At 69.9% G+C, this 19,283-nt stretch carries 20 protein-coding genes and 1 pseudogene; 7 read left to right on the plus strand and 14 right to left on the minus strand.

Features of this window, described 5'->3' with window-relative positions:
* Positions 1-87 precede the first annotated feature (87 nt).
* Positions 88-1,098: a sodium-dependent bicarbonate transport family permease gene (locus tag JI739_RS20520; protein ID WP_201685868.1), complete on the minus strand. Its 1,011-nt coding sequence runs from the start codon at positions 1,096-1,098 to the stop codon at positions 88-90.
* Positions 1,099-1,183: 85 nt separating this feature from the next.
* Between JI739_RS20520 and JI739_RS20525 the strand changes: the two genes are divergently transcribed.
* Together JI739_RS20525 and JI739_RS20530 are read left to right on the plus strand one after the other, a co-directional pair.
* On the plus strand, positions 1,184-2,092 hold the full coding sequence (locus tag JI739_RS20525) for a LysR family transcriptional regulator (RefSeq protein ID WP_201685869.1): 909 nt from the start codon (positions 1,184-1,186) through the stop codon (positions 2,090-2,092).
* Positions 2,093-2,320: 228 nt separating this feature from the next.
* Positions 2,321-2,515, plus strand: coding sequence for a hypothetical protein (locus JI739_RS20530; protein ID WP_201685870.1), 195 nt, complete (start codon positions 2,321-2,323; stop codon positions 2,513-2,515).
* 12 nt (positions 2,516-2,527) lie between these two features.
* On the opposite strand, the gene JI739_RS20535 is transcribed toward JI739_RS20530, so the two are convergent.
* From JI739_RS20535 to gspG, 10 genes are read right to left on the minus strand one after another with little or no spacing between them, the layout of a single operon-like run.
* Positions 2,528-3,919 carry a GspE/PulE family protein gene (locus JI739_RS20535; protein ID WP_201685871.1) on the minus strand — a complete coding sequence of 464 codons (1,392 nt, stop codon included), beginning with the start codon at positions 3,917-3,919 and terminating at the stop codon, positions 2,528-2,530.
* Between the two features lie 9 nt (positions 3,920-3,928).
* On the minus strand, positions 3,929-6,400 hold the full coding sequence (gspD, locus tag JI739_RS20540; protein ID WP_201685872.1) for a type II secretion system secretin GspD: 2,472 nt from the start codon (positions 6,398-6,400) through the stop codon (positions 3,929-3,931).
* 4 nt (positions 6,401-6,404) lie between these two features.
* The gene (gspN, locus tag JI739_RS20545; protein WP_201685873.1) at positions 6,405-7,211 is read right to left on the minus strand and encodes a type II secretion system protein N; all 807 of its coding nucleotides are present in this window, start codon (positions 7,209-7,211) and stop codon (positions 6,405-6,407) included.
* Between the two features lie 17 nt (positions 7,212-7,228).
* Positions 7,229-7,735: a type II secretion system protein M gene (locus JI739_RS20550; RefSeq protein WP_201685874.1), complete on the minus strand. Its 507-nt coding sequence runs from the start codon at positions 7,733-7,735 to the stop codon at positions 7,229-7,231.
* Entirely contained in the window at positions 7,732-8,937 is a 1,206-nt protein-coding gene (gene gspL / locus JI739_RS20555; protein WP_201685875.1) for a type II secretion system protein GspL, read from the minus strand. The genes JI739_RS20550 and gspL overlap by 4 nt, the downstream gene beginning before the upstream one ends.
* A gap of 58 nt (positions 8,938-8,995) precedes the next feature.
* Positions 8,996-9,958, minus strand: a complete 963-nt coding sequence (gspK, locus tag JI739_RS20560) for a type II secretion system minor pseudopilin GspK (protein WP_354003775.1) — start codon at positions 9,956-9,958, stop codon at positions 8,996-8,998.
* A complete protein-coding gene (locus JI739_RS20565) occupies positions 9,955-10,674 on the minus strand; it encodes a PulJ/GspJ family protein (RefSeq protein WP_201685876.1) in 720 nt (239 codons plus the stop codon). The genes gspK and JI739_RS20565 overlap by 4 nt, the downstream gene beginning before the upstream one ends.
* Complete coding sequence (gspI, locus tag JI739_RS20570; protein ID WP_201685877.1) at positions 10,674-11,030, minus strand: type II secretion system minor pseudopilin GspI; 357 nt, start codon at positions 11,028-11,030, stop codon at positions 10,674-10,676. Before gspI ends, JI739_RS20565 begins: the two co-directional genes overlap by 1 nt.
* Entirely contained in the window at positions 11,027-11,530 is a 504-nt protein-coding gene (locus JI739_RS20575) for a prepilin-type N-terminal cleavage/methylation domain-containing protein (RefSeq protein ID WP_354003776.1), read from the minus strand. Before JI739_RS20575 ends, gspI begins: the two co-directional genes overlap by 4 nt.
* Positions 11,478-11,912 (minus strand): type II secretion system major pseudopilin GspG, encoded by a 435-nt coding sequence (gene gspG, locus JI739_RS20580; protein ID WP_201685950.1) that lies wholly within the window; start codon positions 11,910-11,912, stop codon positions 11,478-11,480. The genes JI739_RS20575 and gspG overlap by 53 nt, the downstream gene beginning before the upstream one ends.
* Before the next feature lie 42 nt (positions 11,913-11,954).
* Here gspG and JI739_RS20585 point away from each other — a divergent pair, with 42 nt between their 5' ends.
* A complete protein-coding gene (locus tag JI739_RS20585; protein WP_201685879.1) occupies positions 11,955-12,425 on the plus strand; it encodes a general secretion pathway protein C in 471 nt (156 codons plus the stop codon).
* Positions 12,426-12,432: 7 nt separating this feature from the next.
* Here the strand turns inward: JI739_RS20585 and ilvA are convergent, their stop codons facing one another.
* Positions 12,433-13,977 carry a threonine ammonia-lyase, biosynthetic gene (gene ilvA / locus JI739_RS20590; protein WP_201685880.1) on the minus strand — a complete coding sequence of 515 codons (1,545 nt, stop codon included), beginning with the start codon at positions 13,975-13,977 and terminating at the stop codon, positions 12,433-12,435.
* A gap of 248 nt (positions 13,978-14,225) precedes the next feature.
* Here ilvA and JI739_RS20595 point away from each other — a divergent pair, with 248 nt between their 5' ends.
* Positions 14,226-14,675, plus strand: a complete 450-nt coding sequence (locus tag JI739_RS20595; protein ID WP_201685951.1) for an OsmC family protein — start codon at positions 14,226-14,228, stop codon at positions 14,673-14,675.
* Positions 14,676-14,678: 3 nt separating this feature from the next.
* Here the strand turns inward: JI739_RS20595 and coq7 are convergent, their stop codons facing one another.
* Positions 14,679-15,296, minus strand: a complete 618-nt coding sequence (gene coq7, locus JI739_RS20600; protein ID WP_201685881.1) for a 2-polyprenyl-3-methyl-6-methoxy-1,4-benzoquinone monooxygenase — start codon at positions 15,294-15,296, stop codon at positions 14,679-14,681.
* Positions 15,297-15,540: 244 nt separating this feature from the next.
* Here coq7 and JI739_RS20605 point away from each other — a divergent pair, with 244 nt between their 5' ends.
* From JI739_RS20605 to JI739_RS20615, 3 genes are all read left to right on the plus strand, one after another.
* Positions 15,541-16,632 (plus strand): porin, encoded by a 1,092-nt coding sequence (locus JI739_RS20605; protein ID WP_201685882.1) that lies wholly within the window; start codon positions 15,541-15,543, stop codon positions 16,630-16,632.
* Between the two features lie 123 nt (positions 16,633-16,755).
* The gene (locus JI739_RS20610; RefSeq protein ID WP_201685883.1) at positions 16,756-17,535 is read left to right on the plus strand and encodes a DUF3047 domain-containing protein; all 780 of its coding nucleotides are present in this window, start codon (positions 16,756-16,758) and stop codon (positions 17,533-17,535) included.
* Between the two features lie 239 nt (positions 17,536-17,774).
* The gene (locus JI739_RS20615; protein WP_201685884.1) at positions 17,775-19,010 is read left to right on the plus strand and encodes a M20 aminoacylase family protein; all 1,236 of its coding nucleotides are present in this window, start codon (positions 17,775-17,777) and stop codon (positions 19,008-19,010) included.
* A 36-nt stretch (positions 19,011-19,046) separates the two neighbouring features.
* On the opposite strand, the pseudogene JI739_RS20620 reads toward JI739_RS20615, so the two are convergent.
* A pseudogene (locus JI739_RS20620) lies at positions 19,047-19,271 on the minus strand (MurR/RpiR family transcriptional regulator); the annotation flags it as partial.
* Positions 19,272-19,283: the final 12 nt, after the last annotated feature.

Consider the following 19,283-nt stretch of genomic DNA (forward strand, 5'->3'; position numbering starts at 1 on the left):
CCCGCCGCCCTGCGCTCCTCGGCGCAGCCACAGGGGATCATTTCCACGAGCCATCGCTGCGCTCGGCCTCGTTTTCCCACGCTTCGGCTAGAGCACCGTGCGCGCAGCCCAGGTGTAGAGCGGGATGCCGACCATCAGGTTGAGGGGGAAGGTCACACCCAGCGACAGCCCGAAGTAGAGCGAGGGGTTGGCCTCGGGGATGGCGTTGCGCAGCACCGCCGGCACCACGATGTAGGAGGCGCTGGCCGAGAGGACCATCAGCAGGGCCGCGTCGCCTGCCGGCATGCCCACCAGGGCCGCCAGCAGCAGGGCGAGGCTGGCGTGCACCAGCGGGGCCAGCACGGCGTACGCCAGCAGCACGGGCGAGCTTTGCCGGGCCGAGCCGAAGTGGCGCGCCACCAGCAGGCCCATGTCCAGCAGGAAGAAGGCCAGCATGCCCTTGAACAGGTCGCCCGCGAAGGGCTGCATCACCGCCTTGCCGGCGTCTCCGCTGAAATAGCCGATGGCCATGGCGCCGAGCAGCAGCAGCTGCGCGCCGTCGGTGAAGGACTCGTGCAGGATCTTGCCGATGGGCGTCGACGCGTGGCCGCCGCCCCATCCCGCCAGTGAGGCGGCGCCGGTGCCCGGGAGCACGTGGGCCGTGGCGGCCTGCCGCTGCCGCAGCGAGTTGGCGACCAGCACCGCGAAGATGACCGCGGGCGACTCCATCACCACCATCGCCGCCGCCATGTGCCCGCCGGGCGCCAGGCCCTGCGACTCCAGGGACTGCATGGCGGTCACGAAGGTGACCGCGCTGACCGAACCGTAGGAGGCCGCGATGGCCGCAGCGTCGAAGCGGCCGACGTGTCGGCGCAGGAACGCATAGCCGAGCATGGGCACCAGGGCGGCCATGGTCAGGGCCGCCAGCAGGCTCACGGCCACCGTGGCGCTGAAGCCGGAGCTGGACAGCGCGAAGCCGCCCTTGAGGCCCAGGGCCATCAGCAGGTAGAGGGACAGGAATTTCGCGATCGGCTGCGGGATCTCCAGGTTGGAGCGCAGCGCACCGGCGGTCACGCCCAGGATGAAGAAGAGCAGGGCGGGATCGAGCAGGTTGTTCATCGGTTCTCCAGGTGCGGCCAATGCTAGGCCGCGGCGGCCCGTTCGTAAAATCGATTCTCCAGACGATATCCATAGAGAAAACTTGATGAATATCACTTTCCGGCAGTTGCGGCTGTTCCTGGCGCTGGCCGAAACCGGCAGCGTCGGCGGGGCCGCGCGGACCTTGCACGTGACGCAGCCCACCGCGTCCATGCAGCTGCGCGAGATCACGCAGGCGTTCGGCATGCCCCTGTACGAGGTGGTCTCGCGGCGTGTCCACCTCACCGAGGCGGGGCGCGAGCTGGCCCGGTCGGCGCGCGCGATCGCCGCCGAATGGGATGCCCTGGAGCAGCGCATCGACGGCCTCAAGGGGCTGACCCGCGGCCGCCTGCGCGTGGCGCTGGTGAGCACCGCGAAGTACTTCGTGCCTCGCCTGCTGGGCAGCTTCTGCGCCCGCCATCCGCAGATCGACATTTCGCTCGAGGTGCTCAATCGCGACGGCGTGGTGGCCCGCCTGCGCGAGAACCTGGACGACTTGTACGTGATGTCGCAGCCGCCGCCCGACATCGACCTGGAGGACCAGGTCTTCATGCCCAATCCGCTGCTGCTGATCGCGCCCGCGCGCCACCGGCTGGCCCGGCAACCAGGCATCGGGCTGCGCGACCTCGCGGGCGAGCGCTTCATCCTGCGCGAGCCGGGTTCGGGCACGCGGATGGCGGTCGACGCCTGCTTCGCCCGCGAGCGCTTCTCGCCCGCCTTGCGGCTGGAGCTGGGCAGCAGCGAGGCCATCCTGGAAGCGGTCGCCGGCGGGTTGGGCGTGGCCGTGTTGTCGACCCACGCCGTGCAGGGCCGCACCGGTGCGCGCCAGGTCGCGGTACTGGACGTCAAGGGCTTCCCGCTCGCGTCGCAGTGGCACGTGGTCTATCCGCGTGGCAAGAAGCTGTCGCCGATCGCCGAGGTGTTCCACGCCCACCTGATGCAGGCATCGACCCGCGGATGGCGAGGCCACCGCTGAGTTGCCCCCAGCGCCTGTGCCCCAGGCTGTGGACAACACGTGGACACGCGTCCGGAGGGCCCGTGGCGACGGGGCTCCCGAACCTCATGCGTAAGAAACAGGCAGTGCCGGAGGCGGGGCGGTGCGGGCGGCCTGTCGGCCCCGGCCGACAGGCCGAGGCGGTCGCAGCCGGGCCGCGCAGCCGGCGATGCGAGGGACCATGGGGCTTTCGAACACAGAGCCGCGGCCATGACCGAGTCGACCCGAGCCCAACCGTCGGAGGTGCCCACGCCCGAGCCGGTGCCGCCCACGACGGACCAGCCCATCGTGCCCAACGAACCACCCGCGCCGGACAAGCCGCAGGTGCCCCCCAGCGAGGGAACGAAGCCGCCGCCGCCCATCAAGTTGCCGGGGCAGCCGCACGCGCCGGAGCGCGTGTCGTGACCCGGGGGATGATCAGTCGCGCGTGACGCGCAGCAGCTCTTCGCGCGAGGTGATGCCCTCGCGCACCAGCCGCTCGCCGTCATCGCGCATCAGGCGCATCCCGCCGGCCAGGGCCGCGTCGCGGATCTCGGATTCGGCCGCGCGGTTGTGGATCAGGGCGCGGATGCTCTCGTCGGCCACCATCAGCTCGAAGACGCCGGTGCGGCCCTGGTAGCCGGTCTGGCCGCAGGTGCTGCAGCCGCGGCCGCCGCAGGTGGCGCACAGCTTGCGCACCAGCCGCTGCGCCAGCACGCCGAGCAGGGACGAGCTGAGGAGGAAGGGCTCGACGCCCATGTCGGTCAGGCGGGTGACGGCGCTCACCGCGTCATTGGTGTGCAGCGTGGCCAGCACGAGGTGCCCGGTCAGCGAGGCCTGGATGGCGATCTGCGCGGTTTCGTAGTCGCGGATCTCGCCGATCATGATGACGTCGGGGTCCTGGCGCAGGATGGCCCGCAGTGCCTTGGCGAAGTCGAGGTCGATCTTGGCGTTGACCTGGGTCTGTCCCACCCCGGGCAACTCGTACTCGATGGGGTCTTCCACCGTCATGATGTTGCTGGCCTCGGCGTCGAGCCGCGACAGCGCCGCGTAGAGCGTGGTGGTCTTGCCCGAGCCGGTCGGGCCGGTCACCAGGATGATGCCGTGCGGCTGCGCCACCAGGTTCAGGAAGCGCGAGAGCGTGTCGCCGGTCATGCCCACCGATTCGAGGCTGAGCTTGCTTTCGGTCTTGTCCAGCAGCCGCAGCACCGCGCGTTCGCCGTGCGCGCTGGGCAGCGTGGAGACCCGCACGTCGACCGCGCGGGTGCCGATGCGCAGGCTGATGCGGCCGTCCTGCGGCAGGCGTTTTTCGGCGATGTCCAGCTCGGACATGATCTTCAGGCGGGAGATGAGCGCCGCGTGCAGCGCCCGGTTGGGCTGCACCACCTCGCGCAGCGTGCCGTCGACCCGGAAGCGCACCGAGGAATGGCGCTCGTAGGGCTCGATGTGGATGTCGCTGGCGCCGTCGCGAGCGGCCTGCGTGAGCAGGGCATTGAGCATGCGGATGATGGGCGCGTCGTCGCTGGTCTCCAGCAGGTCCTCGACCGCCGGCAGCTCCTGCATCATGCGCGAGAGGTCGGCGTCGTTCTCGACTTCGCTGACCACGAGCGCGGCGCTGGACTCGCCCTGCGAGTAGGCGGCGCTGATGCGCTGCGCCAGGGCCTGCGGATCGACCTGCTGCAGGGCGCGCACGCGGAACTTGCGCATGACCTCGCTCCAGGCGCTGCCCGAAGGCGGGCCCGCATGCAGGAGCGTGAGCGTGTCACCGTCGTCCTCGATCAGCAGCTGGCTGCCGCGGGCGAAGGCGTAGGGCAGGGGATAGCGGGGCATGGCGTGGCCTTACTGCGCCGCCGGCAAGGGCGTGCCCGGAACCATGGGGACGGTGACCGGTGCGGTGGTCGCGGGCGCGGCGGCAGGAGCTTGACCGCCCATCGCCTCCGGAGTTCCCGCCGCGGGCGGGACCACCGCGGGCCGCATGGCCGAGGCCGGGATGACCACCACGCCCGGCTGGACCGCGCCGGAGCGGGTGTGCACGGCGTCCGGTTGCGACGGGGCCGAGGGCGTGGCCGGGATGAAGGGCCGCGGCGGCGCGCCGGGTGCCTCGATCACGGCGGGTGGCATGACGGGCGATCCGCCGATGGGCAGCACCGGGCTGGGGCTGGGCTGCATGGACTGCTGGTTCATGCGCATCAACTCGTAGCGGTCGAGCGAAATGCTCACCGTGCTGCTGTGGTCGCGCAGGACCACCGGCCGCAGGAACACCATCAGGTTGGTCTTGCGCCGGCTGCGCGATTCGCTCTTGAACAGGCGCCCCAGCACCGGCACGTCGCCCACGCCGGGGATCTTCTCGACGTTGTTGGCGTACTCGTCCTGCAGCAGGCCCCCCAGCACGACGATGCCGCCGTCGTCCACCACCACGTTGGACTCGATGGAGCGCTTGTTGGTGATGAGGCCGGTGGCGGAGTTGATGGAGCCCGGCTGGACGCTGGAGACCTCCTGGTAGATCTGCATCTTCACCGTGCCGTTCTCGCTGATCTGCGGCCGCACCCGCAGGGTCAGGCCGACGTCCTTGCGTTCGATGGTCTGGAACGGGTTGACGGCGCCGCCCGCGCCGGTGCCGGCGTTGGTGAACTGGCCGGTGACGAAGGGCACGTTCTGGCCGATGACGATGCGCGCCTCCTCGTTGTCCAGCGTGAGCAGGTTGGGCGTGGACAGCACGTTGCCCTCGGCATTGGATTCGAGGAAACGGGCGAGCGCGGCCAGCACGTAGCGGCCGTCGATGTTGCGAACCAGCCCGAGGTTGAGGCCCGGCGCGGGCAAGGTGGCGCCGGCGGCCACGCCGGTCTGCAGGCCGATGATGTTGGACCCGCCCACGGTGTAGTTGGTGCCGAGCACGCCGACCAGGCTGTTGCTGATGTTGCCCAGGATGTTCTGCCACTGCACGCCGAACTCGGCCGCCTTGTCGGCATTGACCTCGGCGATCAGGCTTTCCACGTAGACCTGCGCCCGGCGCTGGTCGAGCTGGTCGATCACGGCGCGCAATTGCCGGTAGATCGGCTCGGGCGCGGTGATGATCAACGCATTGCTGGCTGGATCGGCCTGGATCTGACCGCCGGTCACGGGCGGCGCGACCTGCTGCAGGGCGGCCGTGGCCTGGGCGCCGAGTCCGCTGGTGGTTCCGGTGGCGGCAGGCGCGACGCTGGCCTGCTGCAGGGCCGCGGACGCGCCACCCTGGGGGGCGCCGGCGATGGGTGCGCCGCCGGGGCCGGTCTGCAGCCCGGTGGAAGGCATGCCGGCCAGCGCCGCGCGCAGGATCACCGCCAGCCGGGCCGCCTCGGCATTGCGCAGGTAGACGACATGGATGTTGCCCGAGCCGGCGTCGCCGGTGGACTGGTCCAGCCGCTGCACGACGCTGCGCACCAGGTTCATGCGCGCGGGATTGGCGGCCCGCACGATCAGCGAGTTGCTGCGCGGCTCGGCCAGCACCACGGTGCCGGTGCTGGCCGCCGCGCCGGCGGCCACGGGCGGGGCGCCGGGCACGGTGGGGCCGCCGCCGACGCCGGCGTCGAGCAGCCGCTGCACCACCGGCGCCACGTCGCTGGCGGCGGCGTATTGCAGCGGGATGACTTCGACGTCGGTGGAAGCGGGCAGGTCGAGCGCGGCGACGATGCGGCTCAGGCGCTGCAGGTTGTCGGCGTAGTCGGTGATGATCAGGGAGTTGGTCCCCGGGTTCACGTTGATCGTGTTGTTCGGGCTGATCAGGGGCCGCAGCACCGGGACCAGGTTGTTCGCGTTCTCGTAGTTGAGCCGGAAGATCTGCGTGACGATCTGGTTGCCGGCCGGCGGCTGGCCCACGGCCACGGGCGCAGCCTGCAGCTTGGCATCGGCCTCGGGCACCACTTTGAGCAGCCCGGCCGACTCGACGACCGTGAAGCCGGACAGCCGCAAGGCCGCCAGGAATTGGTTGTAGGCCCGCTGCGGGCTCACCGCCTGCTCGGTGGACAGCGAAATGGTGCCGCGCACGCGCGGGTCGACCACGATGTTGCGTCCGAGGATGGCGGCCATGGTGCGAGCCACCGCTTCGATCTCGGCGTTGTTGAAGTTCAGCGTGACCGGCTCGGTGGCCGGTCCCGGCCGCCGGGGCTGGGCCGGCCTGGCCTGTGCGGGCGGCTGCGCCGCTGCGGGCGCAGGGCCGGCCGCGGCGGGCTGCTCGGGGACGGATGGCTGGCCCTGTGCGGCGACCGGCGGGCCGACCGTGGCCAGCAGGGCGAGCACGGCGGCGGAGATGAGGGCGGGGCGCGTTGTGGACATGACTTCAGCCTATGGTGATGACGGAGCGCGATCCCTGGCGCCGACCGATGATGTTGAGGAGGTTGGCCAGGGCGGCTTCGCGTTCGGGTGCGGCGCTGGCTTCGCCGTTGAATCGCAGGCGCGAGCCCACCCAGTTGCCGGTGCCGCTGAGCTGCAGGCTGCTGTCGGGCAGCGTGGACAGTCGCAGCGAGGGTGCGGGGCCGCCGATCAGGCTGAGCTGGTAGCTGCCCATCGGCCGCAGCGTGGTGAGGCGCGAGCCCAGTCGCATGGCGGCCAGGTCGGCCCGGCCGTCCATCTGCACGCGGCCATCGGTCCAGCTCACCGCCAGGTCTTGCGTGCTCAGCCGCAGGTCGCCTTCGAGGTCGAGCGTGTTCCAGGGCGTGCCCAGGCCGACCAGCAGGCTGGCCGGCCACTGGCTGGGGGCGCCATTGGTCACGCGCACGGCGGCGCCGCCCCAGCGGGGGCTGAGCGCCAGGGCGATGGGTTCGGTGGTGCAGCAGGCCGAAGCCACGCGCAGGCCGAAGCCTCCCGGCGCCGGGGTGAGCCGCCACTCCAGCCGGGTGGGCAGAGCCGCGGCGTCGCGGCTGCCGCTGCCCCCGGTGAGGACCATGCGGGCCGAGCCGTTCCAGATCGTGCCGCGGGCGTTCTCCAGCAGCAGCCGGCCGCTGGTGGCGTTGGCCACGGCGGCGGCCGCCCAGCGGGCCGGGGCGAACAGGAGCACGGCCAGCAGCAGCCCCAGGGCGGCGCCGAGCACCGCCCAGGTCCACGGGGGAGCGGCGGTCGGGACGGCGGCGGAGAGTGGGCGGGCCATCGGTGGTGCAAGTCCGGTCAGCTGCGCGGCGGCAGGGTCAGCACCACGGTGCCTTCCCAGGCCCCGGCCGGGTTGCGGTTGAGCCGGGCTTGCGCCGGCAGGGCGCCGGCGTTCAGGCGCGATTGACTGAGCCAGCGCGCGAGCGCTTCGCCGGTGACGCCGGTGAGCGTGACGGTGGCGCGGTCGGCGGCAATGTTCAGGCGGGCGGCGGTGCCCAGCTGGCCCTGGGTGGCGGCTTCGAGTGCGCGCACGGCTTCGTCATGGCCCTTGCGCGGCTGCGACTTCATGGCCTCGGCCTGCGCCTGCAGGGTGCGCATGCGCAGCAGCTGCGCGTCCAGCGCCTGGTGCCGGCCAGGTGCGCTGCCGAGCGTGGCGATGGCCGGCCCCACCGCCAGCCACCAGACCAGCGCCGCCAGCACCACCAGCGCGGCGATCGCCAGCAGCTTCTGCTCGCGGGCCGGCAGGGTGCGCCAGCGCTGGCCCGCCTGGGCCAGGGGATTCCGGGCTTGCGAGGCGGCGTTCATGGACGGGCCTCCGGCGCGATCACCAGCACATCACCGTTCAGCTGCGCCACCAGGCCCTGGCTGCGCAGCGCCGGCTGGGCATCGCGCACCTGGGCTTCGGTGAGCCCCAGGCCGGCCACCCGCAGTTCGGTGCCGGTGTAATCGATCGAGCTGGCGGTGCGCTCCCCGGACAGTCCGGCCAGCACGGTCAGCAGGGTTTCCAGGTCGCGGTCGGAGCTGGCGCCGGTGGCCTGGCGCAGGCTGGCGAGCTCGCGTTCCATCTGGACGGGTGCGTCGACCACCACCCGCACCTGCGGGAATGTCCGGGTGAGGGTGGCGCGCACCTCGTCCTGCTTGGCCTGCAGCAGGGCCCTTTCGCGCCAGGCCCAGGCGTTGACGCCCACCAGGTTGGCGAGAACCAGCAAGGCGGCGCCCCATCGGGCCGGCCGCCACTGACGGGCACGCAAGACCTCGCCAAGCAGGCTGGAGACCTTTTTCATGGCCCGGGTCCGGCCCGAGCTGGCGAGCTCGAACTGGGCCAGGTCCCAGCGGGACTGCGCCGCCTGCAGCCAGCGTTGGGGCGCCGACTGCAGCACCACCGGGCGCTGCAGCAGCTGTTCGGCCTGGGCCGCCAGCGCAGGCTCGGCGAAGCACGGCGCGTCTTCGGGCAAGGCTGGCAGAAGGCTGGTGGCGCCCGGGGACAGGGGCAGCATCAGCACGCCTTCAGGCCCATGCGCGATCAGCTGCGCCTGTTCGGGTTCGCCGATGAGATGCAACCCACCGGGGGTTTCGGGCGCGACTTCGGGAACCACCCGGTTGGCCGGGCGCCCGGCGCTTTCGAGTGCCTGCAGGGCGTTGCGCAGCCAGGTGCGCTGGCACACGGCCACCCAGACCGGCGCGCCGGCGCGAGCGTCGGGCTGCACGGCGAAGTGCACCTGGTCGACGTCGTCGAGCAGCTGGTCCTCCAGCAGGCCCTCCAGCACCGAACGCAAGCGAGCCGACGCGGGCTGCACGCCCCGGGGCAGGTCGGCGCGGTGCCAGGACAGGGCGTGGGCGGGGGCGATGGCGACGACCTCGGCGCCGGCGCCACTGGGCGCAGGCAGCAAGGCCGCCGTGGTGGTGGCCTGGGCGGCGACGCTGCGGCCGTCGGGCGAGAGCACGTAGGCGAACTCGCTGTGGGCCGAGGCGGGCTCCAGCGGGAGCAGGACGTAGAGAGAGCTCATGGGATTCGGGCCATTTTAGGGACGGCTCGGTCGCTGCTGGGGCCAGCCCGGTGCCGCATCAGCGACCCGAGCCGCTGCCGGCGGCGACCACGCTGCGCTCGCGCTGCAGCGCGCGGACGTTCAGCCCGTCGCGCTGGATGAGGGAGCGCTCTTCGACGACGCTGTCGTCCAGCCGCAGTCGGCCGCGGACTTCGAAAAAACGGGTGGCCACGCCGGCCATGCCGCCAGCCAGCCCCTGGTCACGCCCGCCCAGGACCCGCGAGGCGTCCGCGAGGGTGCGGAAAGGGCGGGACTCGCGGGCGGCGACCAGGGCCTGGGCCTGGGACAGGTCGATTCCGCCGACCGCGGCGTAGATGACGCTGGCGCTGGCAGTGTTGAGATTGACCGGCGTGCGTGCCGGCAGCACCGCGACGTGCGGCTGCAGGGCCTCGACCGTCTCCGGCGCCAGGCCCAGCCAGCGGAGCTGGCGCGCGTTGAGCGGCATCAGCGGAGCCGTGGAGGAGCCCCCATCGGTGCCGATCTCGGACGCCTGGCGCAGGTTCTCCGCGAGCAGGGTGAGCTCGGATTCAGGCAGCCCCAGCGTTTCGAACAGCCGGCGGAAGGCGCGCAAGCCGCTTTCGGACACGCGCCCGGCCTCGACCAGGTTGTAGATGTTCAGGCGGGCCTGCAGGTCGACGATTTCGCCGGACAGGAACACGTTGTCGACGTCGGTGCCGGCGGTGCCCACGTCGCGATCAGCCGCCAGGAAGGTGGACAGGCGGGCTTCCTGCAAAGGCACCGCCCACGGTTCGGCCAGGTGGTCGGCGCCGCCTGAGCGGGCGTCCTCGCGCAGGATGAGGCGGGCCCAGTCGAGCGCGCCGGTCAGGATCCAGCTGGCCTGCGTGCGGGCGCGTTCGGCGGTTTCGATCTCGACGCTGCGCCATTGCTGCCACAGGCCGGCCGCGGCCAGGGTCGCCACCAGGGCGACGGTGATCATGGCCATGAGCAGGGCGGCCCCGCCCTGGGTGCGAGCGGGGTTCACGACGGCCGCCCTCCGCTGGCGGACGTGCCGGCCCAGTCGACCGTCAGCACGCCGGCCAAAGGATGCCCGGCGGGTATCGACAGCACCAGCCGCACACCGTCGGGCAGTGCGGCCGTGGCGCGACCCCTGGCAGGCGGCTGGCCGGCGGCCGGTTGTTGCGGCGGCTGCGCGGGCGGGTTGTTGGCCGCGTCGCTCGACTGCGGGTTGGTCCAGGCACCGCCACGATGGAAGAACAGTTGCCACTCGACCAGCGGCAGGACCGCCACCTCGCGCGCGCGCTCGTCCACGCCCGGGCTTTCGGACCACACGTCGGCCCGGCGCCAGGCTTCCTCCACCTCGCCACGGGTGCGCAGTGGTGGTGATTGCCAACGCAGCCAGGTGCCCTGGCCATCGACGACGCGGCGGGCCCAGGCGACGACCAACACCCCTTCGCCACCGCCCAGGGGGTGCCGGCGGGTGAGTCGAAGCACGCGGCCGTTCCAGGTGAGGGCGTCGAGCTGGGGCTGCTGGACGATGGCGTCCAGGTCGGCCTGCCACTGGGCCAGGCCGACCTGCAGCGCCAGCACCTCGTCGGCGCGTTCCTGGGTGATGGTCTGGGTGCGCACCATGCCGTCCAGTCCGCGCCAGCCCAGCAGGGCCACCAGCGACATCACGAACAGCGCCACCAGCAGCTCCACCAGGGTGAAGCCTCGGTCGGCGGGGATCGAACGTCGCATCAGTAGCGCCCCACGACGGTCGAGAGCCGCAACAAGGCTTGCCCGCCCTGTCGCACGTGCGCGTCCACGCGCAGGAAGTTGGGGTTGGGCGTGGTGGCGACCGCCAGCACCACCTCGAAGCGCTGATGCGCCTGTTCGCAGGTGCTGGTGCTTTCGCCGACCCCGGGCATCTGGCGCGCGAGCCGCACCCGGCTGAGCTCGTTTTCCGCGCAGATCTGCGCCAGCAGCATGTCGGACTGGCGCAGGGCGTTGCGGGTCAGCGCCTCGGTGGACTGCAGCCCTGCAACCAGGGCAATGGCGACGATGGCCAAGGCAACCAGCACCTCGACCAGCGTGAAGCCGCGCGGGCGCGTCATGGCGCGCCCTCGGTGACGATGCGGAACGGTCGCACGCCGCCGGTGGCGACGCGGACACTGCGCTCGGGCGCGGTGGTGGACACCAGCACGACCTCTTGCGGGCCGATGATCGGCTCCGGACCGAGCACCAACCGGGGCGAGCCGGCCACCGCCACGGTGTCGCTCAACCAATTCTGGGGCAGCGTGCCGGGCATGGCTCCCTGGAACTCGAAGCCGGTCTCGGTGGGCTGCCACAGCACCGGCCGGCCGGTGGATCGCGACTGGGCCCGGGCCGATTCGAAGAGGGCTGCCAGCCGCAATCCTTCGCGCTCGAGCTGGGTGGCGGCTGAGTCTCGAATCGCGAAGGACACGCCCGCGGTGCCGATGGCGATGATCGCCAGGACCACCAGCAGTTCGATCATGGTGAAGCCGCGCGCCAGCAGGCGGGCGCGACTGCTGAGGGCTGGGCTACTGCCAGCTGCCGATGTCGGCATTGACGCCTTCACCGCCGGGCTGCCCATCGGCGCCCAGCGACATCACGTCGATCTCACCCTTCACGCCGGGGTTGAGGTACTGGTAGGGCCGGCCCCACGGATCGGAGGGCAGCTTTTCCAGGTAGGACTTCCAGTTGGGCGGTACAGGCTGCGTGGTCGGGCGTTGCACCAGCGCCTGCAGGCCCTGGTCGGCCGTGGGGTAGCGCTGGTTGTCCAGGCGGTAGAGCTTGAGCGCCTGCATCAGGTTGTTGACGTCGGTGCGCGCGGCCGTCACGCGGGCGTCGTCGGCCCGGTCGAGGACGTTGGGCACGATGAGCGCGGCGAGGACGCCGATGATCACCAGCACCACCATGAGTTCGATCAGGGTGAAGCCGGCCGCGCGGCGGAGTCGTTTGCCGAGAGACTTCATGTAGGGGAATGAGAACAAGTTGCGGTCAATGATAATCGCGCGATGGCCAGCACCCTCCCGTTTGGCGGACCCCGGCCCCGCTGGGCCGTCCGCATCACCACCCTCCTGGTGTGGGCGCTGGCCTTGTTCAGCGCCGCCTACTGGATCCTGCGCTTCATGGGCACACCGACCGGCGTGGCCAGTGCGCCGCCGGCCCTGCGCAGCCCCCCGCCCGCCAACGCCGATGCCGTCGCGCGCCTGCTAGGCGGTGGACCCGCCAACACCGCGTCCACAGCCGCGGCGCCCGACCTGGCCGGCCGTTTCGTGCTGACCGGCGTGGTGGCCGACCGGCGGGGCGGCGGTGCCGCGCTGATCGCGGTCGACGGGCGGCCGCCCCGGCCGTTCCTGGTGGGGGGGCAGGTGACCGAAGGGCTGATCGTGCAGGCGGTGGAAGGTCGCCGCGTGATGCTCGGCGCCTCGAGGGGCGGGCCACACGACCTGGTGCTGGAACTGCCGGCGCCCGCGTCGCCTTGACGGTTCTTCAGCCGCCGAGGAAAAGGCGGTAGACCGGGTTGTCGGTCTCGTCGACATAGGGATAGCCAAGCGTCTCCAGGAAGTTCTTGAACGCCTGGTGATCGGCCTGCGGCACCTGCATGCCCACCAGGATGCGGCCGTAGTCGGCCCCCTGGTTGCGGTAGTGGAACAAGGTGATGTTCCAGCCAGGCCGCATGTGCGAGAGAAACTTCAGCAGGGCACCGGGCCGTTCGGGGAACACGAAGCGCAGCAGGCGTTCGTCGCGGGCCAGGGTGGAGTGGCCGCCGACCATGTGCCGGACGTGCTCCTTGGCCAGCTCGTCGTGGGTGAGGTCGAGCGCCTTGAAGCCCTGCCGGGTGAAGTTGTTCGCAATCCGGCCGGACTCGCCCTTGCCATGGGTGGTGAGGCCGACAAACACGTGCGCTTCGGCCGTGTCGCTGATGCGGTAGTTGAACTCCGTCACGTTGCGCATGCCACCGGGCAGGCCGCCGATGGTTTCGCAGAAGCGCTTGAAGCTGCCGCGTTCTTCGGGAATCGTCACTGCGAGCAGGGCTTCGCGTTCTTCACCGACCTCGGCCCGCTCGGCGACGAAGCGCAGGCGATCGAAGTTCATGTTGGCGCCGCACAGGATGGCGGCGTAGGTCTGGCCGCGCGTCTTGTGCTCGGACACGTATTGCTTGATGGCGGCCACGGCCATGGCGCCGGCCGGCTCCACGATGCTGCGGGTGTCGACGAAGACGTCCTTGATGGCGGCGCAGACGGCGTCGGTGTCCACGGAGATGTAGCCGTCGACCAGATCGCCGGCGACACGGAATGTCTCTTCGCCCACCAGCTTCACGGCCGTGCCGTCGGAGAACAGCCCGACATCGGAAAGGGTGACGCGCTTCTTCGCGTTGACCGACTGCAGCATGGCGTCGGAGTCGTTCATCTGCACGCCGATCACCTTGATCTCGGGGCGCAGGGCCTTGATGTAGCTGGCCACCCCGGCGATCAGGCCCCCGCCTCCGATGGCCACGAACACGGCATCGAGCGGGCCCTGGTGCTGGCGCAGGATCTCCATGGCGATGGTGCCCTGGCCGGCGATGACGTCGGGGTCGTCGAAAGGATGGACGAAGGTCAATCCCTGCGCCTGCTCGAGCTCCATGGCGTGCGCGTGGGCATCGGAATAGCTGTCGCCATGCAGGACGACCTCGCCGCCCAGGGCCTTGACGGCGTCCACCTTGAGTTGCGGCGTGGTCACCGGCATCACGATCACGGCGCGCGAGCCCAGGCGGTGTGCGGACAGGGCCACACCCTGCGCATGGTTGCCGGCCGAGGCGCAGATCACACCCCGCTCGAGCTGCTCTTGCGTGAGGTGTGCCATCTTGTTGTAGGCGCCACGCAGCTTGAAGCTGAAGACCGGTTGCTGGTCCTCGCGCTTCAGGAGGATCTTGTTGTGCAGCCGACGGGAGAGATTGCGGGCCGGCTCCAGTGCCGACTCGACGGCCACGTCGTACACGCGGGCCGTGAGGATCTTCTTCAAGTAGTCGGCCGGCTGCAGGTGCTTCTTCATGAGGCGGCAATCATATGCGTGCGTCTCCAGCCTCCTGGCGCCACGTCCGGTCCAGAAAAAAGCCCCCGGCCCTTGCGAGCCGGAGGCTAAATCCACCAACGAGAGGTGGAGGAGACAATCGGTGCACAACGCGTCGTTATGCTTGGAGGCGAGTATACGCGACCGACTTGTTGCGACGCAGCAAGCAAGTGTGCATGAAGCAACAGTTTGGCAATGCGGCGCCGGCCGCCGATCGAGGAGTTAACACAATGGAATGCACGGTGAGCTGGACCGGCGCCACGGGCGCACGGTCAGGGATGGGGTTCCTGGCCGAAACGGGCAGCGGGCATGTACTGATGATGGACGGAGCCCCCGATGCCGGCAAGCCGGAGCAAGGTGGCCAGAACCTTGCTCCGCGCCCCATGGAAACGGTATTGGCCGGCACCGGGGGCTGCGCCGCCTATGACGTGGTGCTGATCCTGCGGCGTGGCCGGCACGACGTGCGCGGATGCACGGTCAAGCTCGAGGCCGACCGGGCCGGCTCGGATCCCAAGGTGTTCACCAAGCTTCATATGCACTTCAAGGTTGCCGGCAAGAACATGCCGGCGTCGGCGGTGGAGCGCGCCGTTGCATTGAGTCATGAGAAGTACTGCTCGGCCAGCGCCATGCTGGCCAAGACCGCGGAGATCACCACCAGTTTCGAGGTGGTGGAGGCATGAGGGTCAGATATGGTGGGCCGTGGTGGTCATCACCTTGGCCGCCAGTCGCATCAGCCCTTTGACGGGCGCGGGCAGTTCAGCCGCACCGGCCTTGAAGGCCGCAGCCGCATGCGCGGCTTCATCGACCTTCATTTGCTGCACGACGGCCCGCGACGCCTGGTCTTCGGGCGCTAGCCGCTCCAGGTGGCCGTCGAGGTGCGCTTCGACCTGGCGTTCGGTCTCGACGACGAACCCCAGGCTGATACGGTCGCCGAAGCGGCCAGCGAGCAGCCCGAAGCCGAACGCGCCGGCGTACCAGAGGGGGTTCAGCAAGGAGGGACGGCCGCCAAGCTCATCGATGCGCGTGCGTGTCCAGGCGAGATGGTCGGTCTCCTCGCGTGCCGCTGCCTCGAAGTGCCGGCGCAGCGCCGGGTCGCGGGTTGCCAGGGCTTGCGCGGTGTACAGCGCCTGGGCGCAGACCTCACCCACATGATTGACCCGCATCAGCGCCGCAGCTTCGGATTGCTGCTGCGACGTGAGCCGTCCGTCGCCCAACTCGGCGCCCGGGTAGGTTCGGGTGGCTGGCGACTTGGCGAAGAGCGTGCGCAGCGCGCCGTCGGCGGCGTTCAACAGGCGATCCATGGCGGCAGTGTAGGGCCGCCGATAAGCTTCCGAGGCATCCCAGATGCCCGGCCATGTTCTCGCTTCCTGTTGTCCGACTGCAACGGAACACGCTTCGACGGGCTAAATACTTTGCGCGGCTCAGATCGGTTCTGGTGCAATAGCCCCAGCTTCCGAAAAGGAGGTTGGCCCGGGGTCCGGCATGAGCATCGATGCCTGCAGTTCCGCGAGACCGGCGCCCTTGTTTAACCTTGGAGAAACTTGCATGAAAAAGACTCTCGTCGCGATGGCCGTGATGGCTGCCGCCGGTGCTGCTTCGGCCCAATCTTCCGTCACCATGTTCGGTATCGTCGACGTGACCGTGCAATACGGCACCGGTGACAGCAACCGCCTGAGCATCCAGCCCAACGGTCACTCGGCCAGCCGCCTCGGCATCCGTGGCGTGGAAGACCTCGGTGGTGGCCTGAGCGCCAACTTCTGGCTGGAAGCCGGCATCGAGCCCGACACCGGTGTCGGCCAGCCGAGCAACGTCAACAACCAGGCCAACCCCACCCCCCTGACCGCTGGTCTCCAGGGCATCATGTTCAACCGTCGTTCCACCATCGGCCTGGCCGGTGGCTTCGGTGAAATCCGCCTGGGCCGTGACTACATGGGCCACTTCTGGGCGCACACCGCCTACGACCCGATGGGTGCCAACGGCGTCGGTGCCAGCCTGGCCTTCGTGAACCACATCGCTGCCTGGCCGACCGCCACCCGCGCGTCCAACAGCATCCACTACCTGCTGCCCGCCAACATCGGCGGCTTCTATGGCCAAGTGGGCTATCACCTGGGTGACAACCTGCGCAACGGCGCCGCCACCGAAGACGACGGCAACGGCTACAGCGCCCGCCTCGGCTACGCCGCAGGTCCGTTCGACGTGTCCGCCGCCTTCGGCCGTGCAGACTACGCGTCCACCGCCACCACCGGCGACGTGACCACCTGGAACGTCGGCGGCAGCTGGAACTTCGGCGTGGCCAAGGCCTCCGCCATGTACAGCCGCACCGAGATCGACTCCCTGGCCGCCACGGCGACCCGTGAGCTGAACTCCTGGGTGGCTGGCGTGAACGTGCCGGTCGGCACCGGCGAAATCCGCGCCGCCTACTCGCAGTCCGAGTTCACCCTGGGCACCGGCGCCGAGCCGCGCAGCCGCAAGGTCGCGCTGGGCTACGTCCACAACCTGTCCAAGCGCACCGCCGTGTACACCTCGGTCGCTCACCTGCGCAACAACGGTGGCGCCTCTGCCGCTCTGGGTCGCGCCACCGTCAGCGCCAATGGCAAGTCCAGCGGCGTCGACATCGGCGTTCGCCACGCCTTCTGATCGACAGGCCGGTATCCGCCGGCTTGAAGATGAAGAAACTTGAAAGCCGCCTTCGGGCGGCTTTTTTTCATGTGTAGGGAGCCACGAAGCCACCGCCCCGAGTTGGCTGCATCTTTGAATCTCATGAGCCGTGACTGGAAACTGATCGCCGTGCCTTTGATAGCCGCCTTGGTGGGCGGCTGCGCGACCACTCCACCAGGAGTCGAGATCGGTCGCAGTCCCTGGGCCGAAGAATCTCGTCTGGCGGGCGCTGCCGTCGAGCCGCGCGGTCCTTGGCACCACCAGGCGTTTCCGGGAAAGAAGCGCACGACATTCAGCTACGCGCGCAAGGATGGGCGCCATGCGGTTCGGGCACAGTCCGCTGCCTCCGCGAGTGCGCTGCGCCAGCGGCTTCATGTGCCACCGCACGCGCTTGGCCAATTGCGCTTTTCCTGGTGGGTGCCGGCCTTGATCGAGCAGGCGGACATGCGCCTGCGCGATGCCGATGATTCGCCGGTGCGGGTGGTATTGGTGTTCGAGGGCGATCGTTCACGTTTGTCGCCGCGCAACGCCATGCTGTCGGAGTTGGCGCAGGCCGTCACGGGTGAGCCGCTGCCCTACGCGACCCTGATGTACGTGTGGAGCAACCAGCGGCCAGTCGGCGACGTGATTGTCAATCCGCGCACGGACCGCATCCGCAAGCTGGTCGTGCAGTCCGGAGGGGACAAGCTCAAGCATTGGCTGGACTACGAGCGCGACATCCGCTCCGACTTCGAGCGTGTGTTCGGCGAACCGCCTGGGGCCTTGGTCGGCCTCGGTCTGATGACCGACAGCGACAACACGGGCGCTCACACACAGGCCTGGTACGGCCCCGTGAAGCTCAGCACGTCCCGAGGAACGGAGGCTGAGGGCGGCACTTTCTAAGGGTGGTTCGGCCGCATGTCCGCCGTTCTGGAATGCTGCCTCGCCAGGGCGGACTTGAACGCTTCATCCCCCGTCTCGCGCGTGCTCTGCTAGCATGATTTCGCATTGCTTGAACTGCTCATGCTCGTCTTCATTTCGCGTGGCACGCGGCGAACCAGCCGCTCCCCTCGACCTCTCGGAATCCGGCGGCCGCCGAGCGCCGTAGCGGCCGCGCCAATCCATGGCCAAGGATCGCGTCCATGATGCCAGTCGCCGCCCCTCGCCTGAAGGCGAACGGCCGAGCCTTCGCGCACATCGCCCAGTACCACCCGGAGCTCACGGCCCTGCGGCGTGACCTGCACGCCCATCCGGAGCTGGGTTTCGAAGAGATCTATACCGCCGCGCGTGTGGTCGAAGCCTTGCGGGTGATCGGCGTGGACGAGATCCACACCGGCATTGGAAAGACGGGCGTCGTCGGCGTGATCCACGGCCGTGGCGCGGGGCGCCGGATGATCGGCCTGCGCGCCGACATGGACGCCCTCACCATGTCGGAGAGCAACGACTTTCCCTGGAGGTCCACGCGGCCCGGGATGATGCATGGTTGCGGTCATGACGGGCATACGGCCATGTTGATCGGTGCCGCCCGTTACCTCGCCGAGACACGGCAGTTCGACGGCAGCGCCGTCCTCATCTTCCAGCCAGGTGAAGAGGGACTGGCCGGGGCCCGCGCCATGGTGCAGGACGGGTTGTTCGACCGTTTCCCCGTCGAGGCCGTGTTCGCCATGCACAACTGGCCGGCGCTCAAGCCGGGGATGGTCGGCACGAACCCGGGCGCGATGATGGCGGCGGCAGACCGTGTGACCATCGAGATCACGGGCAAGGGAGGCCACGGCGCCCATCCGTATCTCGCCGTCGATCCCGTGCTGGTGGCGGCCCACATCATTACCGCAGCACAGAGCATCATCTCGCGCAACGTCAGGCCCACGGACGGCGCGGTGGTCAGCCTCTGTGCGATGCAGGCGGGCGATCTGCATGCCATGAGCGTGATCCCGAACCGGGCCACCCTCGTGGGCACCGTGCGCAGCTTTCGACCCAATGTGCAGGACCTGCTGGAGCGTCGCCTGACCGAGCTGTGCAGCGCTGTCGCGCTGGGCTTCGGAGCCACGGCCGTCGTGAACTACGAGCGGATCTACCCGGCGACCGTGAACACCCCGGACCAGGCCCTGTTCGCCTGCGAGGTCGCCGAGGCGGTGGTCGGTCCCGACAACGTGCTGCGCGACCTCGAGCCCAGCCTCGGGTCGGAAGACTTCTCGTTCATGCTGCAGGTCAAGCCGGGTGCGTACCTGCGCCTCGGCCAGGGTGGTGAAGGCAGCTGCATGCTGCACAACAACCGCTATGACTTCAATGACGAGATCCTGCCCCTGGGCGCCGCCCTGCATGCCAGCCTGGTCGAACAAGCCCTGCCGCTGGCGCCGGCCCTGCCGCACGGTGCATGAGCCCGCACCAGATCGTCAGCGCGGCGTCGTCTCGTGTCCGCGTGCCAGCTCGCTGGCCAGCCTCGACTTGAAGTCGGACAGGCCGTCATAGCCGAGGGTCCGGCAAAAGCGCACCACCGTGGGCCGACTCACCCGGGCCCGCGCGGCGAGTTCGCCGACCGGCAGCCGTGCGAAGTCCGCCGGCTCCTGCAGCACCAGCTGGCCGACGCGCCGTTCAGCGGGAGGCAGGGTGGCAAGACTTTTCTGGATCCGATCGAGCACCGTGACGCTCCT

This window comes from Ramlibacter aurantiacus (assembly GCF_016722895.1).
GTDB classification, from domain to species: Bacteria; Pseudomonadota; Gammaproteobacteria; order Burkholderiales; family Burkholderiaceae_C; genus Ramlibacter; species Ramlibacter aurantiacus.